A 20,548-nucleotide genomic window follows, 5' to 3' on the forward strand; every position below is an offset into this window, starting at 1 on the left:
ACGGAGGGCCGTGGCGCGACGATCTGGCGCCACGGCCCTCCGGCCTGTCCGGGACAGGCTTCCCACGCCCTCCCTCGCTCTCCCGCGCTCACTCCGACTTGGAGTAGGTGAGGGCCTCCCCACTGGTCGAGTTCACCCGGCGCAGCCGTCCGTCGGGTAGCAGCGATACTTCGCTTGCCGCGCCCGGCGTACAGGCGGTCATGGGCTCGCCGACAACGACCTTGGACGGGCCGATACGCAGGGGTGCGTCGCCGCTCGGGGCGGCGGCGAGCTTCGCCTGGAAGACGCAGTGGTAGGTGCCGCCGCCCTTCATCGGCCCGTCCGCGGTGAGCGACAGCACGGTGTCGCCGACCTGGCCCTGCTGGAGGGTGAGCCGGCGGGTGCTGTACCCCTCGGAGCTGTCGAGCCCGCCGCTCCAGGTGCCGAGGTATGCCGTCGGTACGGCGCCGTCGCCCTGTTCGGGAGTGGGCGAGGAGTCGGCGGAGGGCGTGGCGCTCTCGTCGCCTCCGGACGACGGCGTTGGTGAGCCGTTGCGGTTGTCGGTGCGGCCGTCGGTGTCGCTGCCGCCGGAGTTCATGAAGGCGTATACGGAGCCGCCTGCGGCGAGCGCGACGACCAGCGCGACGGCGATGAGCGCGACGGTGGAACGCGTGGTGCGGGGCGGAGGCTCGGGGGAGGGCGACTGGTAGACGTAATGGGGTGGTACGGGGTAGCCGTAGTGCCCGCGCGGCGCGGGAGGCGGCGCCTGAGGCCGCGCAAGGGCAGGAGGAGGCCCGGCCGCACTGACAACGGTAGGCATCGCATGCACGCCGCCGGCTCGGGCTCCTGGGGGCATGCCTCCGGCGGGGGAACCAGCTGCGGGCATGCCGACGCCAGCCCCCGCGCCGCCGGGCGCGAAGGCCCCGCCTCCGTCGGCTGCGGGTGTTCCGGCTGTGGCGGAACCGGCCGGGGGCGTGTCGGCTCCGGCTCCTCTGCCCGTGGGGGCGGGGGGTCCGGCGTGTGGCTGCCAGGGTGTTGCGGGTGCGCCTCCGCTGGCTGCGGGTGTTCCGGCCGCGGCGGAACCAGCCCGGGGCGTGCCCGCCCCCGATCCTGCGCGCCCGGGGTCGCGAGCTCCGGCACCTGCTCGCCAGGGTGTCGCGGCTGCGCTTCCGTCGGCTGCGGGTGGTGGGCCGGTTCGGTGTCCGGGTGGTGCGGCTTCGGCGGAGCCGGGCGGGGGTGCGTCGGTTCCAGATCCTGTGCGCCTGGGAGCGGGGGCTCCCGCTCCCGGGTGCACAGGCGCGGCGGCTGCTCCGCCCCCACGCCCGCCGACACCCGCTCCGGGACCCCCGTCGGCGGAGCCCTCGGCTCGCGGGCCCTCGGGCGCGGGTGCTGCGCTGGTTCCGCCTCGGGCTGTCGCAGAACCCGGGCTGGGCGCTCCGGCTCCCGCGCCCCCGGGGGCCGAAGATTCGCCCGCTCCAGGCGCCGCTGTTCCTGGTCCGGCGCCTCCGGGCGGGAAGGCTTCGGCTCCTGGGAGCCCGGGCGTAGCGGCTGCGCCTCCGGGCGCTCCGGGTGCTTCACCGGTTCCGTCTCCGTGGGCTCCGGCTTCGGCGGGACCCGCGCTGGCTGCGCCCGCTGCGTCGCCTCCGGGCCAGGCACGTCCGGCTCCCGCTCCGCCGGGCACGCCTCCGGCGCGCGCGTCCCCGCGCGGGGCGGTGCCGGCCTGGGCCGTCGGGTTTGCGGCTTCGGTCGCGTCCGGGTTTTCGACCTCCAGCAGTTTCATCGCGTGGCTGCCCAACTGGGCCACCAGCGCTCCTGGCAGCCACGGTTCCCCGTCCCCGCCGCGCGTGCGGGCCACGATCTGGTCCGGGGACGGACGTGACGCCGGGTTCTTGTGGAGGCACTCGCGGATGAGGTCCTGGAGGCCCTCCGGTACGCCGTCCAGAGTCGGCGGCTCCGTCGCGATGCGGTACATCAGCGCGTGGACACCGCTGTCGGCCGTGCCGAACGGCAGCCGGCCCGTCGCCGCGTACGCCAGCACCGCGCCCAGGCAGAAGATGTCGCACGCCGGGGTGAGCCGCTCGCCGCGCACCTGCTCCGGGGCCATGAAACCGGGGGAGCCGATCAGGGCGCCGGTTCTGGTCAGGCCGGCGTCCGCGACCGTCTCCAGCGCACGCGCGATGCCGAAGTCGATGACGCGTGGCCCGTCGATGGTGACCAGGATGTTGGACGGCTTCAGGTCGCGGTGGATGAGACCGGCGGCGTGGATGTCCCGGAGCGCGTGGGCGAGGCCCGCCCCCAGGATGTGGACAGACCGCTCCGGCAGCGGACCATGGCCGCCGGAGGCTTCAGAACCCCCCGCGCCCCCCGCCGCGGGCGAGACGACCGAGTGGAGGCTCGGGCCGGCGACGTAACCCGTCGCGACCCACGGAATCGCCGCCTCCGTGTCCGCGTCCAGGACCGGCGCCGTCCACCGGCCGCCGACGCGCCTCGCAGCCGCGACCTCCTGCCGGAAGCGGGCGCGGAACTCCTCCTGCTCGGCGAGTTCCTGACGTACCAGCTTGACGGCGACCGTACGGCCCCGGCCGGAGCGGGCCAGATAGACCTGCCCCATGCCGCCCGCCCCGAGCCGTGCCAACAGCCGGTAGGCGCCGATCTGTTGGGGATCGGCCGGTCCCAGCTTCTCCATGGCAGCGCCACCCTCCCCGCGGTGTCCCCCGACGAACCGACAATAGTGCGCCGGTACGACAATGACGGGCGGGAAGCCGACTGCGGTTCCCCCTGCGGTTCGTGGGCGGTCCTACCGGTTCGTACCGTTCCTACCGGTCCTGCGTTTTCCTACCGTTCCTGCGGTTCCCGTACGTCCGCCACCGCGTCCAGCGCCTTCGACAGCCGCTCCAGCACCCGTACCGTCTCGGCAAACCCCTCCACGCCCAGCTCCGCCGCGAGCCGCGCGGCCAGCGCCGCGTGCCCCGGCTCGATCTTGCGCACGGCGTCCCGGCCCGCCTCCGTCGGACGCAGCAGCTTCGCGCGACGGTGGGCGGGATTCGTGGCGTACTCCGCCAGGCCCTTCGTCACCAGCAGGTCGGCGATGCGCTGCACGCTCTGCCGGGTGATTCCCATGGTGCGGGCGATCCCGGCGACGGTGAGCGGTTCGTGCAGTACGGCGCCGATGACCTGCCACCACGCGGCGGTGAGCCCGGCCGGGCGGGCCAATTCCTCCGAAATGGCGAGGAATTGGCCGTTGAGGCGGAAGGTGCCCAGCGCCGTACGGCTGAGCAGGTCCTGTTCCTCCCGGCTCATGACTCCAGTACCTCGAAGGCGGAGGCGTCCGAGTCGTGGAACAGCCGGTACCACGCGTCGAGCTTCTCGCCCTCGTACACCCCGAGGCGTGCGAAGACCTCGCGGGCGAACGCGACAGGCTCGGTCGGCCCGGCCGTGATCAGGAGGCCGTCGTCGTCGGTGACGGCGTCCGCCTCCCGGTAGTGCTCGCCGCCCTTGTACCCGGTCGCGGCGAGGTAGAAGGAAACGGCGCTGGTGTGCGCGCGGTCGTCGAGCAGCCCCTCGCGCGCCAGCCCCGCCGTCGCCCCGCAGATCGCGGCGACCGGCACGCCGGCTTCGAGGAATGCGCGCGCCTTGCGGGCGAAGGGTGCGAGCTTGTCGCTCGTGTCCCACAGGCTCGCGCCGGTGAGGATCAGCAGCGCGCTGTCCTGCGGCTGTACGTCGTCGAGCGTGAGGTCGGGCTGGATGCGCACGCCGCCCATGGTCGTGACGGGATCGGCGGCCGCGGCGACGGTCTTGACGGTGTGGCCGTGCTGGGTGAGGTGGGCGGTGGTGTGGCCCGTCTCCCAGTCGGCGTAGGTGTCGTAAACGGCGAGGTGCACGGTCTTGCCGGTCATGACGGTCTCCCTCGGCTCGAAGCCCCGCTGCTCGAAGCTTGATGACAACATGCTGTCGTAATGACAGCATGTTGTCAATAGTGGTCGCCGGGCCGGACTCGATCGACACCCTGCCCACGAAAGTGGCGCAGTCCATACAAGGTGGCCATGTCACCCCCCACCTGCGCGTCTTTACGCTGGCCCCATGACCCCTCATGTCGACTCTTCCCCAAGCTCTCAACTCCGTTCGAGCAGGGGAGGCCCCGAGGCCGGCGCGGCCGTAAAGGCAGCAGACCGTGCGCACGTGTTCCACTCCTGGTCCGCCCAGGGCCTGATCGATCCGCTCGCCGTCGCCGGCGCCGAGGGTTCCTACTTCTGGGACTACGACGGCAACCGCTACCTCGACTTCACCAGCGGCCTCGTCTTCACCAACATCGGCTACCAGCACCCCACGGTCGTCGCCGCGATCCAGGAGCAGGCGGCGAAGATGACGACCTTCGCGCCCGCCTTCGCCGTCGAGGCGCGCTCCGAGGCCGCACGCCTCATCGCCGAGCGCACCCCCGGCGACCTCGACAAGATCTTCTTCACCAACGGCGGCGCCGAGGCCGTCGAGAACGCCGTCCGCATGGCCCGTCTGCACACGGGCCGCCACAAGGTGATGGCCGCCTACCGCTCGTACCACGGCGCCACCTCCACGGCGATCAACCTGACCGGCGACCCGCGCCGCTGGGCCTCCGACAACGGCACGTCGGGCACGGTCCACTTCTGGGCGCCCTTCCTGTACCGCTCGGCGTTCTACGCCCGGACCGAGGCCGAGGAGTGCGCCCGCGCGCTCCAGCACCTGGAAGACACCATCGCCTTCGAGGGCCCGGCCACGATCGCCGCGATCGTGCTCGAAACCATCCCGGGCACGGCGGGCATCATGACGCCGCCGCCCGGCTACCTCGCGGGCGTACGCGAGATCTGCGACCGGTACGGCATCGTCTTCGTCCTCGATGAGGTCATGGCGGGCTTCGGCCGTACGGGCAAGTGGTTCGCGTCCGAGCACTTCGACGTCGTACCGGACCTGATGACCTTCGCGAAGGGCGTCAACTCGGGTTACGTGCCCCTGGGCGGCGTGGCGATCTCCGCCGAGATAGCCGAAACCTTCTCCACCCGCCCCTACCCCGGCGGTCTCACGTACTCGGGCCACCCCCTCGCCTGCGCCGCCGCCGTCGCCACCCTCCAGGTGATGGACGAGGAGCGTGTCGTCGAGAACGCGGCCCACATCGGCGAGACGGTGATCGCCCCGGGCCTGCGCGAGCTGGCGGAGCGCCACCCGAGCATCGGCGAGATCCGCGGTACGGGGATGTTCTGGGCACTCGACCTGGTCAAGGACCGCGAGACCCGCGAGCCGCTCGTCCCGTACAACGCGGCGGGCGCGGCCAACGCCCCGATGGCGGCGTTCGGCGCGGCCTGCAAGAAGAACGGCCTCTGGCCCTTCATCAACATGAACCGCACCCACGTCGTCCCGCCGTGCAACGTCACCGAGGCGGAGGCGAAGGAGGGCCTGGCGGCCCTCGACGTGGCTCTCTCGGTCGCGGACGAGCACACGACGGCGGCCTGATCCAAGGCGGCGCGCGGCTCCTGGCCTGTGTAAAAACGCAGGTCAGGAGCGGCGGCCCCCGGCCCTCCGGCAGGTCCCGGACAACAGCGCCTAAGGTGTCCGGAGCCATACGAAGGGGAAAGACGCCATGCCCGCGACCGGAGCTGTGACCCGCAACACCCTGCGGCAGCAGATCGCGGACGCGCTCCGTGACGAGGTGCTGGCAGGGCGTTTGCGGCCGGGCCAGGAATTCACCGTCAAGCAGATAGCCGAGCAGTACGGCGTCTCCGCGACGCCCGTCAGGGAAGCGCTCGTCGACCTGGCCGCACAGAGCCTGCTCGACTCCGACCAGCACAGGGGCTTCCGCGTCTGCGAGATCTCCGTCGCCGACTTCCGGGGCATGGTCGAGGCCCGCTCCCTGATCGCCGACGGCGTCTTCCGCAAGATCGCGGAGGGCGGTGTCAGCGGTGCGCACGTCGGCGCGCTGATGGCCGTACGGCGCCGGGCGGACGAGGCCGCGCGGGCGGCCAGGGCCGGCGACCTGGACATCTTCATCGGGTACGACCTGCGCTTCTGGCGTGAGCTCGGTTCGCTCATCGAAAATCCCCATATCTCGGACTTCCTGCACCAGTTGCGGCTGCGCTGCTGGGTCTTCTCCGTCCCGCATCTGCGCGGCGACCCGAGCCTCAAGGAGCGGCTGTGGAGCGGCCACTCGGAGGTCGTGGACGCGGTCACGCGCGGTGACGGCGAGGCGCTGCGGGCGGTGATAGGCGCGTATTACGCGGAGCTGGTCGCGTGGGCGGAGCGCCTGGAGAGCGCGGAGAGCGCAGAGAGCCTGGAGCGTTCTCAACAGTGAGTGTCGATCTGACGGTCGTCGTCCCCGCGTACAACGAGGAACGGCGACTGGGCCCCACGCTGGACGCCATCTCCGCCCACCTGCGCGCCGATCCGGGCCGCTGGGACAGCTGGGAGCTGATCGTCGTCGACGACGGCTCGACGGACGGTACGGCCGACGCGGTACGGGCCGCCGCAGCCCGGGAACCGCGCATCCAGCTGGTCGAGGCGGGCGCCGAAGGGAACCGCGGCAAGGGCCACGCCCTGCGCCGCGGTGTGGCCGCCTCGCACGGCCGCATGGTGCTCGTCACGGACGCCGACCTGGCGACCCCGATCGAGGAGCTCGACCGGCTCGACAAGGAGCTGTCGGACGGGGACGGGCGGCTCAGCGCCACCATCGGCTCGCGCGCACACCCCGACTCGGCCATAGACGTACACCAGCGGCGCATCCGCGAGTGGCTCGGCCGGATGGGCAACCGCCTCATACGGGCCGTCGCCGTCCCCGGCATACGGGACACGCAGTGCGGCTTCAAACTCTTCGACGGGGACAAGGCGCGTACCGCTTTCGCCGACGCGCGGCTCGACGGGTGGGGCATAGACGTCGAGATACTGCAGTTCTTCCGGCGGCAGGGATGGCCGGTGGCCGAGGTTCCGGTCCGCTGGGCGCACCAGGAGGGCTCCAAGGTCAGGCCCGCCGACTACGGCAAGGTGCTGCTGGAGCTGGTACGCCTGAAGACACGGCCGACCGAGTCGGTACGGCGGCGCGTACGCCCCGTCGACCTCGCCGTCGCCGGTCTCTTCCTCCTCGCCTCAGTGATCCTCTACAAGGGGCTGTGGGCAGACCTGGACCACCGCTACCTCGCCGACTCGGGCCAGGACCAGAACCAGTGGGAATGGTTCTTCGCGGTCACCGCCGACAACATCGCGCATCTCCGCAATCCGCTCTTCACGACCGCGCAGAACTTCCCCGACGGCGTGAATCTCATGGCGAACACCGTCATGCTCGGCCTGTCCGTCCCGCTCACCCCCGTGACGCTCACCCTCGGGCCGACCGTGACCTGGGCGCTCGTCCTGACCGTGGGCCTGGCTGCGACCGCCGTCGCCTGGTACTGGCTGATCGCGAAGCGGCTCGTAAGCAGCCGCTGGGCGGCGGCCGTCGGCGCCGCGCTGTGCGCCTTCGCGCCGCCGATGATCTCGCACGCCACCGCCCACCCCAACTTCGCGGTGCTGTTCATGATCCCGGTGATCGTCGACAGGGCACTGCGGCTCTGCGAAAGGGACGCCCGGGTCGTACGGGACGGGGCCCTGATCGGCCTTTTCGCGACGTACCAGATCTTCCTCGGCGAGGAGCCGCTGCTCCTCGCCGCCATGGGCATGCTGCTCTTCGCGCTCTCGTACGCCCTCGCGAACCGGGAGGTGGCACGGGCGGCATGGCGCCCGCTGCTCAAGGGCGTCGGGGTGGCCGCCGCCGTCTGCCTCCCGCTCGTCGCCTACCCGCTCTACTGGCAGTTCTTCGGGCCGCAGAGCTACCACAGCGTCCTGCACGGCGACAGAGCCGGCAACAGCCCGCTCGCCTTCCTGGAGTTCTCCGGCCGCGCGCTGCTCGGCGACGAGGCGAGGGCAGATCCGCTCGCCATGAACCGCACTGAGCAGAACGCCTTCTACGGCTGGCCGCTCGTCGGCCTGACCTTCGCGATCGTCATCAGCCTGTGGCGCCTCGCCCTGGTCAAGGCGCTCACTTTCACCGCCCTCGCGGCGGGGCTGCTCTCCCTCGGCCCCACGTTCCGCATCCCGTACACGGACATGATCCTTACGGGACCGTGGCGGGCGCTGGCCCACCAGCCGCTCTTCGAATCGGTCATCGAGTCCCGGGTGGCCATGATCTGCGCCCCGGCACTGGGCATCCTGGTGGCACTGGCAGCGGACCGCCTGAACGCGCTACCGGACGGCGTCCCCCGTCTCCACCGGACCCTGGCCGCCACAGCGCTCGCCCTCGCACTCGTCCCCATCGTCCCGACGCCGATGCCGACACGGGACCGCCCGGACGTCCCGGCGTTCATCGCGGAGGGCATGTGGAAGTCGTACGTCGCCGAGGGCGAATCGATGGTCCCCGTCCCGCTCCCGGACCCCGGCAATGCGGAGGCCCTGCACTGGCAGTCCGCCACCGCCCCCCACTTCCCGGTGGCCCACGGCTACTTCAACGGCCCCTGGGGCCCGGACCGTATCGGCATTTACGGCGCCTCCCCGCGCCACACTTCCAACCTCCTGCGGGACATCCGTTACGGCGGCCGGATCCCAACGATCGGCCCCAACTGGCAGGCACAGGCACGGGCCGACCTGACGTACTGGCGGGCGGGCGTCGTCGTACTCGCCCCGCAGGACAACGAGGCGGCGCTGTACAGGACGGTGTCGAAGCTGTTGGGACGGCCGGGAGAGCGGGTGGGCGGAGCCTGGATCTGGGACGTGGGCAGTACCGGTTGAAAAGACGTGGGCAGCACCGGTTGAAAAAGTCCGCCCCCATCCGCCAACTGTGCGCAGCGGGTTCGTAGCACTACGCTGTCCCGACCGTCGCACGAACCCAGTGGAGAGCGAGCCGTACGTGGCCTGTGACCTGTGGCTGGTCCCCCTCGTCGATGTGCTGTGCCACAGCCCCGACAATCCCTTCGCCGAAGAGATCGCGTCGTACGACAAGGCCCTCACCGACGAGGGCCTGCCCACCGTCCCCGTATTCGCCTACATGCCGGGCCTGTCGGGCGACGTAGCCCCGGTGGCCGGCTTCGACTACGACGCCCTGCACTTCCTGCGCCGCGCGTACCTGCTCCAGATCTGCGGCCTGGAAGTGACCCCGGTGGATGCGCTGGGCGGTGACTACGCGCAGCTCCTGGAGATGTTCGAGTCGACGGCCCAGCAGTCGCACCTGGTCTGGCACTACGACCACGCGGGCGCGTACGTCCCGGTGGACTTCGCCGCGCCGCTGTCCAACGAGGAACTCCTGGCCGGCGGCGGCCCATTGGGCTCCACGCAGGGCCTGCTGCGCGAACTGGAATTCGTGGCCGCGTCGATCGGCATCGACGCGGCGAACCCGCCGTCGCCGCCCCGGCCGCCGGGCCGCCCCACAACCCTGGAAGAACCGGCGGACCCACTGCCGTACGACGAAAGCCCCTTCGCCCGCGAACGTCACGTCTGGCTGGGCCTGCACGCGGCAGCAACCCGTAGTCTCGGCCAAGGCTCCATGATCATATTCAGCTAGAGCGTTCGCGGCGCGAAGCGGCCGCACCGGGGATGTGGGGTGCCCCGCACCCCACATCCCCACTCCGGGGGTCCACAGGCCCTCAGCGAGGCGACTCCGGGGGCCTCTGGCGCGGCATGTTCGGACGCGTGCCCGGGGGCAGCGGATAGCGCCCGGCCGACGACCCGCCCTCGCCCCGTGGGCCGCCCACGCCGCCCAGCGAGGACTGCATCCCCAGCGGCGCAGGCCCCGCCCGGAACTCCACCATCCAGTCCGCCGTCTCCGACCGCACCAGCTCCGTCACGTCCTCCGAAAACCGCCGCAGCACACCGAGGCACCGCTCGGCCGCCTCGCTCGCGGTCCCCTCGGCAGGGCCGAGGACCTCCCGCACACTCTCCGACGCCCAGTCGAACTGCAGCGCCTGCAGCCGCCGGTGCACCGCCTGCGCCGTGGCCATGTCCCGCATCCACCCGGACGTAAGCCCGAAGTACCGGTCGCAGCCCATGCACGCCGCCCCGATCAGCAGCGCCAGGTAGCCCCACACCGCCGTCCCGTCCACCGCCCCGGCCAGGTCGACGAGCGGCAGGGCGGCCCCGGTGATCACGCCGGCCGCTGTCCCGATCCGCAGCGCACGCGCGCTGCGGCGCTTCCACGACCGGTCGGCCAGATACCAGTCGGCGGTACGCAGCGCACCCGCCTCGACCCACTGGTAGAGCTCGTCGAGACGCTCGGCGGGCTCGCCCCAGTCGCCGAGCGGGAACGGCCGCCCGGTCAGATCGGTCAGATCGCCTTCGCCGTTCGACCGCCCCGAGGATCGCCCGTACGACCGCCCGGGCAACTGCTCGTCGGCGCCCTTGCCCTCCCTCCGGGCGGGCCCCTCGGGCTGCATCTCCGGCTGGCTCACCGGGCACTCCTCTGCGCTCTGTTCATGACGTGAGTGACGTGACGTTACGTGACGCAACATGACGTGAAGTAACGCCTGATGCGCGCAGCGCATACGCGTGCCCTTCCTACCGCCGAATGGTGGGCGGCGGGGCCGACATGCCGGTATTTCCGGCCGGAAGGGGGTCTTGGTCAGGTAGTGCGCGCAAACCTTCTCACCCGAAAGAGTCGCTTCGTACGGCATGGGGCAGGGCGCCCGGCGAACACGTAGGCTCGCCATACCGAACAACCGTCGTCGAAGTGCCAGGAGTGACCGTGATTCCCGGTGGTGGCCAGCCCAATATGCAGCAGCTGCTCCAGCAGGCCCAGAAGATGCAGCAGGACCTCGCGAAGGCCCAGGAAGAACTGGCGAGGACAGAGGTCGACGGCCAGGCCGGCGGCGGCCTCGTCAAGGCGACCGTGAACGGCTCGGGGGAGCTCCTCGGTCTCACGATCGACCCCAAGGCGGTCGACCCGGACGACACGGAGACGCTCGCGGACCTGATCGTCGCCGCGGTCCAGGCCGCCAACGACAACGCCCAGCAACTCCAGCAGCAGAAGCTCGGCCCGCTGGCCCAGGGTCTTGGGGGTATGCCGGGCCTCCCCTTCTAAGGCGGCCCCGCAACAACTACCGTACGTATTGAGCAAGGCCTGCAGGACAAGCAGACCAAGACAGCAGCACCAGGACGAGCAGTACCAGGAAGGCAATCCGTTGTACGAAGGCGTGGTCCAGGACCTCATCGACGAGTTGGGCAGGCTGCCCGGCGTCGGTCCCAAGAGCGCGCAGCGGATCGCCTTCCACATCCTCCAGGCCGAGCCCACCGACGTCCGCCGCCTTGCCCACGCCCTCCTGGAGGTCAAGGACAAGGTCCGGTTCTGCGCGGTGTGCGGCAACGTCGCGCAGGAGGAGCGGTGCGGGATCTGCCGCGACCCGCGCCGCGACCCGGCGGTCATCTGTGTCGTCGAGGAGCCCAAGGATGTCGTCGCGGTCGAGCGGACGCGGGAGTTCCGCGGCCGCTATCACGTACTCGGCGGGGCCATCAGCCCCATCGAGGGCGTCGGCCCGGACGATCTGCGGATCCGCGAGCTGCTTGCGCGCCTCGCGGACGGCACCGTCACCGAGCTGATCCTGGCCACCGACCCGAACCTGGAGGGCGAGGCAACCGCCACCTACCTCGCCCGGATGGTCAAGCCGATGGGTCTGCGGGTGACACGCCTGGCCAGTGGACTCCCCGTCGGGGGAGATCTTGAGTACGCCGACGAGGTCACGCTGGGCCGTGCCTTCGAGGGGAGACGATTGCTCGATGTCTGACGCAAAGCCTGACGCCAACGCGAACGCCAACACGAAGCTGCTGCATGCGGTCGCGCAGGACCCGGACGATTTCGCCGTCCAGATCGCGGACCAGATCGAAAGCTTCATCGTCGCGGTCACGGAAGTGGCCAAGGGCGACGAGCCCGACAGTGCGGTCCCGTTCCTCCTGCTCGAGGTGTCCCAACTCCTCCTGGCGGGCGGCCGGCTGGGCGCGCACGAGGACATCGTCCCCGACGAGCGGTACGAGCCGGACCTCGGCCCGGAGCCGGACGTGGACGACCTGCGCGAGCGCTTCGCCCGCATGCTCGACCCCATCGACGTCTACTCCGAGGTCTTCGACCCGTACGAGCCGCGCAAGGCGCCGGTCGCCTGCCGGATCTCCGACGACCTGGCCGACGTCATCACCGACCTCCGCCACGGCCTGGCCCACTACCGCGCGGGCCGCACGTCCGAAGCCCTGTGGTGGTGGCAGTTCTCGTACTTCTCCAACTGGGGCTCAACCGCCTCCGCCTGCCTCCGTGCCCTCCAGTCCCTGGTCGCGCACGTCCGCCTCGACCAGCCCCTGGAGGAGCTGGACGGTCTGGACACGGACCAGGACCTCGGCGAGGAGGAGCTGGAGAAGGAAGCCGGCAAGGTCATGGCGGAGGAACTGGCGGGCCCGCTCGGCCTGCGCACGGTGACGTGACCGTACGCCGCCACGAGCGGTGACCGGTATGTGAGCCACCCCACGTTCCGCGTACCGGACGTGCGCCGGGGCAGGCATCCTCACCGAGCAGGTCAGAGCCTGCCCGGGTTGCGTCTTGATCACATCATGAGCGGGACATCTCAGGATGTGATACGGCGTGGGCGGGCCCGGCCTGCTCGGTAAACTGAGCCGACCGCAGTAATGACTAGCGAGGAGCGCACGTGGGCCTTGTCGTGCAGAAGTACGGAGGCTCCTCCGTTGCCGATGCCGAAGGCATCAAGCGCGTCGCCAAGAGGATCGTCGATGCCAAGAAGGACGGCCACCAGGTCGTTGTCGTGGTTTCGGCGATGGGCGACACGACGGACGAGTTGATCGATCTCGCCGAGCAGGTATCCCCGATCCCTGCCGGACGTGAATTCGACATGCTGCTGACCGCAGGTGAGCGGATTTCCATGGCCCTGCTGGCCATGGCGATCAAAAACCTGGGCCACGAGGCCCAGTCGTTCACGGGCAGCCAGGCAGGTGTCATCACCGACTCGGTCCACAACAAAGCGCGCATCATCGATGTCACGCCGGGCCGTATCCGCACCGCCCTCGACGAGGGCAACATCGCCATCGTCGCCGGCTTCCAGGGTGTGTCCCAGGACAAGAAGGACATCACCACCCTCGGCCGGGGCGGCTCGGACACGACCGCCGTGGCGCTGGCCGCGGCGCTCGACGCCGAGGTCTGTGAGATCTACACCGATGTGGACGGTGTCTTCACTGCCGACCCCCGGGTCGTGAAGAAGGCCCAGAAGATCGAGTGGATCTCCTTCGAGGACATGCTGGAGCTCGCCGCCTCCGGCTCCAAGGTGCTGCTGCACCGGTGCGTCGAGTACGCACGCCGATACAACATCCCGATCCACGTCCGCTCGTCCTTCTCGGGCGGGCGCGGGACCTGGGTCAGTCACGAGCCGCAAGGGGACCAGCAGGTGGAGCACGCGCTAATCTCCGGAGTCGCCCATGACGTCTCCGAGGCCAAGGTCACGGTCGTCGGTGTGCCGGACAAGCCGGGCGAGGCCGCGGCGATCTTCCGTGCCATCGCGGACGCCGAGATCAACATCGACATGGTCGTGCAGAACGTCTCTGCCGCGACCACCGGCCTGACCGACATCTCCTTCACCCTCCCCAAGACCGACGGCCGCAAGGCCATCGACGCCCTGGAGAAGGCGAAGGCAGCGATCGGGTTCGAGTCGCTTCGCTACGACGACCAGATCGGCAAGATCTCCCTGGTCGGCGCCGGCATGAAGACCAACCCGGGCGTCACGGCGGGCTTCTTCGAGGCGCTGTCCGACGCGGGTGTGAACATCGAGCTGATCTCGACCTCCGAGATCCGCATCTCGGTCGTGACCCGCGCCGACGACGTCAACGAGGCCGTGCGCGCCGTGCACACCGCCTTCGGCCTGGACAGTGACTCCGACGAGGCCGTCGTCTACGGGGGCACTGGAAGGTGACTCGCAAGTGACTGGCAAGCCGACACTCGCGGTCGTCGGAGCGACCGGAGCCGTCGGCGCCGTCATGCTCCAGATCCTGTCGCAGCACGCCGACGTCTGGGGCGAGATCAGACTCGTCGCCTCCCCGCGCTCGGCCGGCCGGAAGCTGGTCGTACGCGGGGAGGAGACCGAGGTTCTGGCGCTGTCGGAGGAGGCTCTGACAGGCGTCGACGTCGCGATGTTCGACGTACCGGACGACGTGGCCGCCCAGTGGGCGCCCATCGCGGCGGGCCTGGGCGCGGTCGTCGTGGACAATTCGGCCGCCTTCCGGATGGATCCGGAGGTGCCACTGGTCGTCCCCGAGGTCAATCCCCATGCCGTACGGGTCCGCCCGCGCGGCATCGTCGCGAGCCCCAACTGCACGACGCTGTCGATGATTGTTGCCATAGGCGCGCTGCACGCCGAGTTCGGACTGACCGAGCTGGTCGTCTCGTCGTACCAGGCGGTGAGCGGCGCGGGCCGGGCCGGGGTCGACACGCTGCGCACCCAGCTCTCCCTCGTCGCGGGTACGGAGCTGGGCACCAGCCCCGGCGACGTACGACGGGTCGTGGGCGACGACAACGGCCCCTTCCCCGGCCCTGTGGCGCTGAACGTCGTGCCGTGGGCCGGCTCGCTGATGGACGACGGCTGGTCGTCGGAGGAGCTGAAGGTCCGCGCCGAGTCGCGGAAGATCCTGGACCGGCCCGATCTGCGGGTCTCGGTCACCTGTGTCCGGGTGCCGGTGATCACGACGCACTCGCTGGCCGTGCACGCCCGCTTCGAGGACGAGGTCACGGTCGACCGGGCGCACGAGATCCTGGCCACGGCGCCGGGCGTGGTGCTGTTCGACAACCCCGCGGCGGGCGAATTCCCCACGCCCGCGGACGTGGTGGGGACGGACCCGACGTGGGTGGGGCGCGTGCGGCGCTCGCTGGACGACCCCACCGCACTCGAACTCTTTGTGTGCGGCGACAATCTCCGTAAGGGAGCCGCCCTCAACACCGCCCAGATCGCGGAGCTCGTCGCAGCGGAGCTTCGAGCCGCGTAACTCCGGGCGCCGTAGAGCGGAATTCTTTGTAGGATCTGTGAACGCCCTGTGATCAAGTCGAACATTGAACGACTTGGCTAGATCACTTGAACGCGGGCGTTGTTGTGTTCGATTATTCGCTCCTCGCCTTACTGCAACCGGCAGTTGGGAGGGGAGCGTCTTTGCGGTCGCCCCAACAAGGCGTCTCGACATATGGGGCATTCGGGAGGGCGGGTACGCATGCGGGCGTTTGTTACACCGTCAAAAGCGGTGCCTCGCGCGTACAACCCTGGCGGGGGGAAGCGTGTCCAACAGGCGTGGCAGAGGTTCTCGACATCACAGTGGTCCCGGCTCGCGGCGTGGCAGTGCGCCCCCTCCGGCGACCCCGCACACCCGGCGGCATGCCGGTGATCGCACCCATGCCGACCGCACGTCCCGCCCGTATACCGTCCCCGCGCGAGGGCACTGACGACGCCATGACCGCGGGCACCACAGTCGACCACCTCACCGAGACCTACCGCGCGCACTACCGCTCGCTGCTCGGCCTCGCGGCCCTGCTGCTGGACGACACGGCCTCCTGCGAGGACGTCGTCCAGGAGGCGTTCATACGCGTGCACTCGGCGCGCAACCGTGTGCGCGACCCCCAGAAGACCCTGGCCTACCTGCGCCAGACCGTCGTCAACCTCTCCCGCTCCGCGCTGCGCAGGCGCATCCTCGGGCTGAAGCTGCTCTCGAAGCCGATGCCGGACATGGCGAGTGCGGAGGAGGGGGCGTACGACCAGCTGGAGCGCGACGCGCTGATCAAGGCGATGCGTGGCCTGCAGCGCAGGCAGCGCGAGGTGCTGGTGCTGCGCTACTTCGCGGACATGACGGAGGCCCAGGTCGCCGAGACGCTGGGGATATCGCTGGGCTCGGTGAAGGCGTACGGCTCACGCGGTATCGCGGCGCTGCGCGTCTCCATGGAGGCGACGGCATGAGCGGCAAACAAGAGCGGCACGGGCCGGACGGGCCGTTGAACGACCTGACTGGAAAAGCGATTGTGAACGACGTGCCGAACGAGAGCGACAACCTCGGCAAGGACGACGTACCCGGCAAGGACCACGTACCCGGTACGGGCGGGCTCCTTGCGGACGGATCCGGTACGGACGCAGCCGGTACGGACGCAGCCGGTACGGACGGATCCGGTGCGGACGCAGCCGGTACGGACGGGCTCGGCGCCGACGAGCTCGGCATCGCACTCGGTGCGGACGAGCTCGCCCTGCGCCGCCTGCTGCGCGGCGCCGTGGAGGAGCTCGAACCTTCCCAGGGCGCCCTCGACCACCTGCGCAAGGCGGTCCCCGCCCGGCGCGCGAGGCGGCGCCAGGCCGTCGTCGGCATGGCGGCCGCCGCGCTCTTCGTCGGCACCGCGATCCCTGCCTTCGTCCATGTGTCTAACTCCGGCGGAGCGTCGGACGACCGCCCCTCGATCGCCGGCCACGGGCAGGAAGCGCACGGCGGTACGGGCGGGGAGAAGGACGCGGACGGCGGCAAGAAGGGGGCAGGACAGCCCTCGGACGAGCCGACCTCCAAGGACGAGAAGAAAAAGAAGGACAAGGAAAAGGGCAAGGAGAAGGGTTCGTCGGGCAGCGACGACACGGACAGCGGCTCCGGCGGCGACGACGCCCCCGGCACGGCGGCCGCGTCCGCCCCGACGTGCGATCCGAGCCAGCTCGCCGGTTCGGCGGGTGCGGGCGTGCCCGACGCCGAGGGCAAGGTGTACGGAACCTTCCGCATCGCCAATGTCTCCGGCCAGGAGTGCGCGGTCGCAGGCAGTGGCGCGGTGAGCTTCCAGGCGATGGGGGCGGCCGACCCGGCACGCATCAACGTGGTCGAGCACACCTCGGGGGACGCGGCGACCGGACTGCCGGACCCGTCCCTGGAGACGACCGGCTTGGTGCTCGCACCGAACATGTCGTACGAGGTGAAGTTCGCCTGGGTGCCGACGGACACCTGCCCGACGGTCGACCCCACCCCCGACCCCACGCCGACGGAAGACCCCAGCACGGGCGGTACGACGGACGGCGGCGCCGCGAGCGGCGGCGGTGGCGAGGGCGAAACGGAGCAGACGGGCACGGAGACGCAGCTCGGCAGCGAGGACGGCGGGACCACCGCGGACGGCAGTGTCTCGGTGAGCCACACGCCGGACGTGGGGTCCCCGAGCTCGCAGGCGACGATCTCCAACGCGTGCGCGGGCACGATTTACCGGACGGGCGTGCTGGCGGCGTCGTAAGCCGGCCGTGAGGTGACGGGCGGGGCGGGCGCTTCCGAGAGGACGGCGCCTCAGCCGCCGGTGCCGACGGAGGTGCGTCCCTCGTCCTCCGGCAGGATCCCGAGCGCGAGATCCCGGGCGGCCTCCGCCTCCCGGCGCATGAGCCGGAACCACATGAAGAGCACGAATCCGGCGAAGACGAACCACTCGCCGGTGTAGCCCAGGTTCTGGAACGCCTTGAGATCGAGGCCACTGCCCTGCGGCGCGACAGCGGGGACCGGCTCCATCCCGGCGTCGCCCTTGCCGAGGGTGATCCAGGCGTCGTACACGTCGTACGGCACGAGATTCACCAGCGACGCAGCGCTGATCATCCCCAACTGCCCCTGCGGCAGCCCGCCTCCCGCGTGCACCCCGTCGGTGCCCGCGTTCTCGGAGGCCTGGAGCGCACCGGTCACGGTGACCTCGCCCGAGGGCACGGCGGGGGCCTTGCTCCCGGCGGGCAGCCACCCGCGCACGACGGGCAGGGCCTTGCCGTCGTCGGTACGCAGCAGGGTCAGCACGTAGGAGCCACGCTTGCCGTCGAGCTCCCGCCCGGGCACGACGAACTGCTCCGCGTACCGCCCGGTGGCCGTGGCAGGCCGCCCCGATGTCTCCTGGTCGACGGGCAACAGCTCGTCGAGCGGTACGGCGGCCTGCTTGCCGGGGCCGGGCTTCTCCTCGGCGTCCTGGTGCGACTCGACGCGGTCTTCGAACCGCCCGAGCTGCCACGACCCCATGAAGACGCAGAAGGGGATGGCCAGCGCGACGAAGAGGTGGATCCCCCACCAGCGGGGCGTCAGCAGGAACCGGTACACCCCCCAAAGGTACGTTCCCCCCACCCTCGCCCCACCGCCCGGGGTCCACTCGGCCACCGCGGTGGGGCACCCCCACCCGCGTCAGCTCAGATACCGCTCCGCGAAGTCGAGCTCGAGCCGCACCTGCTTGATCCGCTCCTCCACCACCAGCGACCCGTGCCCCGCGTCGTACCGGTACACCTCGTGCGCCGCGCCCCGCTTCTCCAGGCGCCTCACGTAGTTCTCGACCTGGCGGATCGGGCAGCGCGGGTCGTTGACGCCCGCCGAGATGTAGACCGGTGCCCGCACCGCATCGACGTACGTCAGCGGCGACGACGCCTCGAACCGCTCCGGCACCTCCTCCGGCGTACCCCCGAGCAGCGTCCGGTCCATCGCCTTCAGCGCCTCCATCTCGTCGTGGTACGCGGTGACGTAATCGGCGACCGGCACGGCCGCCAGCCCCAGCGCCCAGGACTCCGGCTGCGTGCCGAGCCCGAGCAGCGTCAGATAACCGCCCCACGAGCCGCCCGCCAGCACCAGCTTCGCCGGGTCCGCGAGGCCGGACGAGACCGCCCACTCCCGGACCGCCGCGATGTCCTCCAGCTCGATCAGCCCGACGCGGTGCTTCAGCGCGTCCGTCCACTCGCGCCCGTACCCGGTCGAACCCCGGTAGTTGACCCGTACGACCGCATAGCCGTGGTCGACCCAGGCCGCGGGCCCGGCCGCGAACGCGTCGCTGTCGTGCCAGGTCGGCCCACCGTGAATCTCGAAGATCGTCGGGAACGGCCCCTCACCCGTGGCCGGCCGCTGCACCAGCGCATGGATGCGCCCACCCGGCCCGTTCACCCACGCGTCCTCCACCGGCACCGACGCCGGCGCCTTCATCCCCGGAGGGTCGAGCACGACGTCACCCGACGTCGACCGCACCACCGGCGGCTCCGCCGCCGACGACCACAGGTACTCCACCGACCCGTCGGGCCTGGCCGTCGCGCCCGACACCGTTCCGGTCGGCGTCGAAACCTCCACCAACTGCCGTGTCGCGAAGTCGTACCGCAGCAGCTCACTGCGCGCCTCGAAGCTGTGCGCGACGAGCAGCGCGGAACCGTCCGGATACCACTCGGCCGACACGTCGCCCGGCAGCTCGATCCCCAGCTCGGTCTCCTCGCCCGACCCCACGTCCCACACCATCGGCTCCCAGCGCCCGCGCCGCTGGTGCCCGACGAGCAGCCGGGTGTCCCCGCCCACCGGCGCGAAGCCGAGCACCTCAAGACCCAGCTCGACCTCCCCGCCCTTGGTGTCGTCCATGTCCGCGACCGTCGTGCCGTCCAGCCGCATCACCCGCAGCGCGGAGTGCATCGCGTCGCCGTGCTCGGTGTGCTCTATCGCGATGTACGTCCCGTCGTGGGAGAGGTCCCCGACCGCGGCCGACTCCCGGTGCCGGTAGATCTCGACGGGCTCGGCCCCGGGACGTACGACATGGACCGTCGATCCGTCCTCGTCGGTCGACCGCCCCACGACCGCGGTTCCGTCCCGCCCGAGCGCGAGCCCGCCAGGGTACGACGCCTCAAGACCCGGCGTCGCGGGCTCGTCGCCGCCGCCGCCGAAGGGCTGGCGCATCCAGACGCCGAACTCGTCGCCGTCCGTGTCACTGAACCACCAGATCGACTCCCCGTCGGGAGTCAGCAAGCCGTCCGTTGTCCCGTTCGGCCGGTCCGTCGCCCGGCGCTGCGCCCCGGTCACCCGGTCCCAGGCGTACAGCTCGTACGTCCCGGTCGCGTTGGACACGAACAGCGCGCGGTCGGGCGCGTCGTCGGCCCAGTCGGGCAGCGAGACGCGCGGCGCCCTGAAGCGCTTCTCCCAGTCGGGCGTGGACCCGGTGATGTCAGTCATTCCCCCATTCTGCTCTGCCCCACTGACAGCCAGTCCGGCGGCTGACGCGGTCCGGCGGCGGAGCACCAGCATCCCCTGCCCACGGCTCAGTTACCTGCCATGGCCCCATAGGCGGCGAGCGCGACGAGAGTGGCGGCGCCGGCCAGCACCGCGACCACCAGCCGGGAGGACACCCCGCGCTTCTTCGTCACCTTCTTCTTCGCCGGTCTTCGTTGCCGGGCCGTTCCCGATCGCGGCGTCTCGGCGCCGGTGGTCGCGGCGGCGGTGGCAGTGTCCGCCAGGAGGCGGCGGCAGGCCGCGGCCAGCTCGCCCGTACCGCTGGACAGTGGCATCACGGTCTCGGCGCGGGCGGGTGCGGTCGTTCCACCGTCGAGGAGGCGGCCCGCCCGTATGAGAACCTCGCCGCGGGTGCCGGTGGAGGCGAGGCTGATCCACCGATGTATGTGGTCGGCCCGGATGACCATGCCGCCGGTCCGGTCGCGGTACACCGTGTGCTTCTGCCACAGAATGGCGGCCAACTGGTGTGTTGTGTCGCTGAGTTGTGCGCGCAAGGTCCCCCCTTGTTGTGGCACGTACGGGACAAGACCCGCACTCTAGCCTCGCGCTTTCATGAAAGCGG

General features: G+C 70.8%; 18 protein-coding genes. 11 read left to right on the plus strand and 7 right to left on the minus strand.

Going from position 1 to position 20,548, the window contains the following annotated elements; translation table 11 throughout:
- Positions 1–88: 88 nt before the first annotated feature.
- From J7I98_RS17045 to J7I98_RS17055, 3 genes are all read right to left on the minus strand, one after another.
- Positions 89–2,665, minus strand: coding sequence for a serine/threonine-protein kinase (locus J7I98_RS17045; protein WP_214921563.1), 2,577 nt, complete (start codon positions 2,663–2,665; stop codon positions 89–91).
- 149 nt (positions 2,666–2,814) lie between these two features.
- Complete coding sequence (locus J7I98_RS17050; protein ID WP_214921564.1) at positions 2,815–3,279, minus strand: MarR family winged helix-turn-helix transcriptional regulator; 465 nt, start codon at positions 3,277–3,279, stop codon at positions 2,815–2,817.
- Positions 3,276–3,875: a DJ-1/PfpI family protein gene (locus tag J7I98_RS17055; RefSeq protein ID WP_214921565.1), complete on the minus strand. Its 600-nt coding sequence runs from the start codon at positions 3,873–3,875 to the stop codon at positions 3,276–3,278. The genes J7I98_RS17050 and J7I98_RS17055 overlap by 4 nt, the downstream gene beginning before the upstream one ends.
- A 184-nt stretch (positions 3,876–4,059) precedes the next feature.
- On the opposite strand from J7I98_RS17055, the gene J7I98_RS17060 reads away from it, so the two are divergent.
- The 4 genes from J7I98_RS17060 to J7I98_RS17075 all read left to right on the plus strand — a co-directional run bounded on the left by J7I98_RS17060 (position 4,060) and on the right by J7I98_RS17075 (position 9,523).
- Complete coding sequence (locus J7I98_RS17060) at positions 4,060–5,460, plus strand: aspartate aminotransferase family protein (RefSeq protein WP_214921566.1); 1,401 nt, start codon at positions 4,060–4,062, stop codon at positions 5,458–5,460.
- A gap of 127 nt (positions 5,461–5,587) precedes the next feature.
- Positions 5,588–6,295 (plus strand): GntR family transcriptional regulator, encoded by a 708-nt coding sequence (locus tag J7I98_RS17065; RefSeq protein ID WP_214921567.1) that lies wholly within the window; start codon positions 5,588–5,590, stop codon positions 6,293–6,295.
- Positions 6,292–8,754: a dolichyl-phosphate beta-glucosyltransferase gene (locus J7I98_RS17070; RefSeq protein WP_214921568.1), complete on the plus strand. Its 2,463-nt coding sequence runs from the start codon at positions 6,292–6,294 to the stop codon at positions 8,752–8,754. The genes J7I98_RS17065 and J7I98_RS17070 overlap by 4 nt, the downstream gene beginning before the upstream one ends.
- 118 nt (positions 8,755–8,872) lie before the next feature.
- The gene (locus tag J7I98_RS17075; RefSeq protein WP_214921588.1) at positions 8,873–9,523 is read left to right on the plus strand and encodes a hypothetical protein; all 651 of its coding nucleotides are present in this window, start codon (positions 8,873–8,875) and stop codon (positions 9,521–9,523) included.
- Positions 9,524–9,605: 82 nt separating this feature from the next.
- Here the strand turns inward: J7I98_RS17075 and J7I98_RS17080 are convergent, their stop codons facing one another.
- A complete protein-coding gene (locus J7I98_RS17080) occupies positions 9,606–10,406 on the minus strand; it encodes an SLATT domain-containing protein (RefSeq protein WP_214921569.1) in 801 nt (266 codons plus the stop codon).
- Between the two features lie 293 nt (positions 10,407–10,699).
- Between J7I98_RS17080 and J7I98_RS17085 the strand changes: the two genes are divergently transcribed.
- The 7 genes from J7I98_RS17085 (at position 10,700) to J7I98_RS17115 (ending at position 17,227) form a co-directional block, all read left to right on the plus strand.
- Positions 10,700–11,035 (plus strand): YbaB/EbfC family nucleoid-associated protein, encoded by a 336-nt coding sequence (locus tag J7I98_RS17085; protein ID WP_214921589.1) that lies wholly within the window; start codon positions 10,700–10,702, stop codon positions 11,033–11,035.
- A 100-nt stretch (positions 11,036–11,135) separates the two neighbouring features.
- Positions 11,136–11,735: a recombination mediator RecR gene (gene recR, locus J7I98_RS17090; RefSeq protein WP_214921570.1), complete on the plus strand. Its 600-nt coding sequence runs from the start codon at positions 11,136–11,138 to the stop codon at positions 11,733–11,735.
- Complete coding sequence (locus J7I98_RS17095; RefSeq protein ID WP_214921571.1) at positions 11,728–12,420, plus strand: DUF5063 domain-containing protein; 693 nt, start codon at positions 11,728–11,730, stop codon at positions 12,418–12,420. Before recR ends, J7I98_RS17095 begins: the two co-directional genes overlap by 8 nt.
- A 221-nt stretch (positions 12,421–12,641) precedes the next feature.
- Positions 12,642–13,913 (plus strand): aspartate kinase, encoded by a 1,272-nt coding sequence (locus J7I98_RS17100; RefSeq protein WP_214921572.1) that lies wholly within the window; start codon positions 12,642–12,644, stop codon positions 13,911–13,913.
- 7 nt (positions 13,914–13,920) lie between these two features.
- On the plus strand, positions 13,921–14,979 hold the full coding sequence (locus J7I98_RS17105) for an aspartate-semialdehyde dehydrogenase (protein WP_308377833.1): 1,059 nt from the start codon (positions 13,921–13,923) through the stop codon (positions 14,977–14,979).
- Positions 14,980–15,275: 296 nt separating this feature from the next.
- Complete coding sequence (locus tag J7I98_RS17110; protein WP_214921573.1) at positions 15,276–15,935, plus strand: SigE family RNA polymerase sigma factor; 660 nt, start codon at positions 15,276–15,278, stop codon at positions 15,933–15,935.
- On the plus strand, positions 15,932–17,227 hold the full coding sequence (locus J7I98_RS17115; protein ID WP_214921574.1) for a hypothetical protein: 1,296 nt from the start codon (positions 15,932–15,934) through the stop codon (positions 17,225–17,227). Before J7I98_RS17110 ends, J7I98_RS17115 begins: the two co-directional genes overlap by 4 nt.
- Before the next feature lie 50 nt (positions 17,228–17,277).
- On the opposite strand, the gene J7I98_RS17120 is transcribed toward J7I98_RS17115, so the two are convergent.
- From J7I98_RS17120 to J7I98_RS17130, 3 genes are all read right to left on the minus strand, one after another.
- Positions 17,278–18,060 carry an SURF1 family protein gene (locus J7I98_RS17120; protein ID WP_214921575.1) on the minus strand — a complete coding sequence of 261 codons (783 nt, stop codon included), beginning with the start codon at positions 18,058–18,060 and terminating at the stop codon, positions 17,278–17,280.
- Between the two features lie 81 nt (positions 18,061–18,141).
- Positions 18,142–19,929: a prolyl oligopeptidase family serine peptidase gene (locus J7I98_RS17125; protein ID WP_214921576.1), complete on the minus strand. Its 1,788-nt coding sequence runs from the start codon at positions 19,927–19,929 to the stop codon at positions 18,142–18,144.
- Positions 19,930–20,015: 86 nt separating this feature from the next.
- Positions 20,016–20,480, minus strand: coding sequence for a hypothetical protein (locus tag J7I98_RS17130; protein WP_251020743.1), 465 nt, complete (start codon positions 20,478–20,480; stop codon positions 20,016–20,018).
- Positions 20,481–20,548: the final 68 nt, after the last annotated feature.

The organism is Streptomyces sp. ISL-98 (assembly GCF_018614055.1).
Taxonomy (GTDB): Bacteria; Actinomycetota; Actinomycetes; order Streptomycetales; family Streptomycetaceae; genus Streptomyces; species Streptomyces spiramyceticus.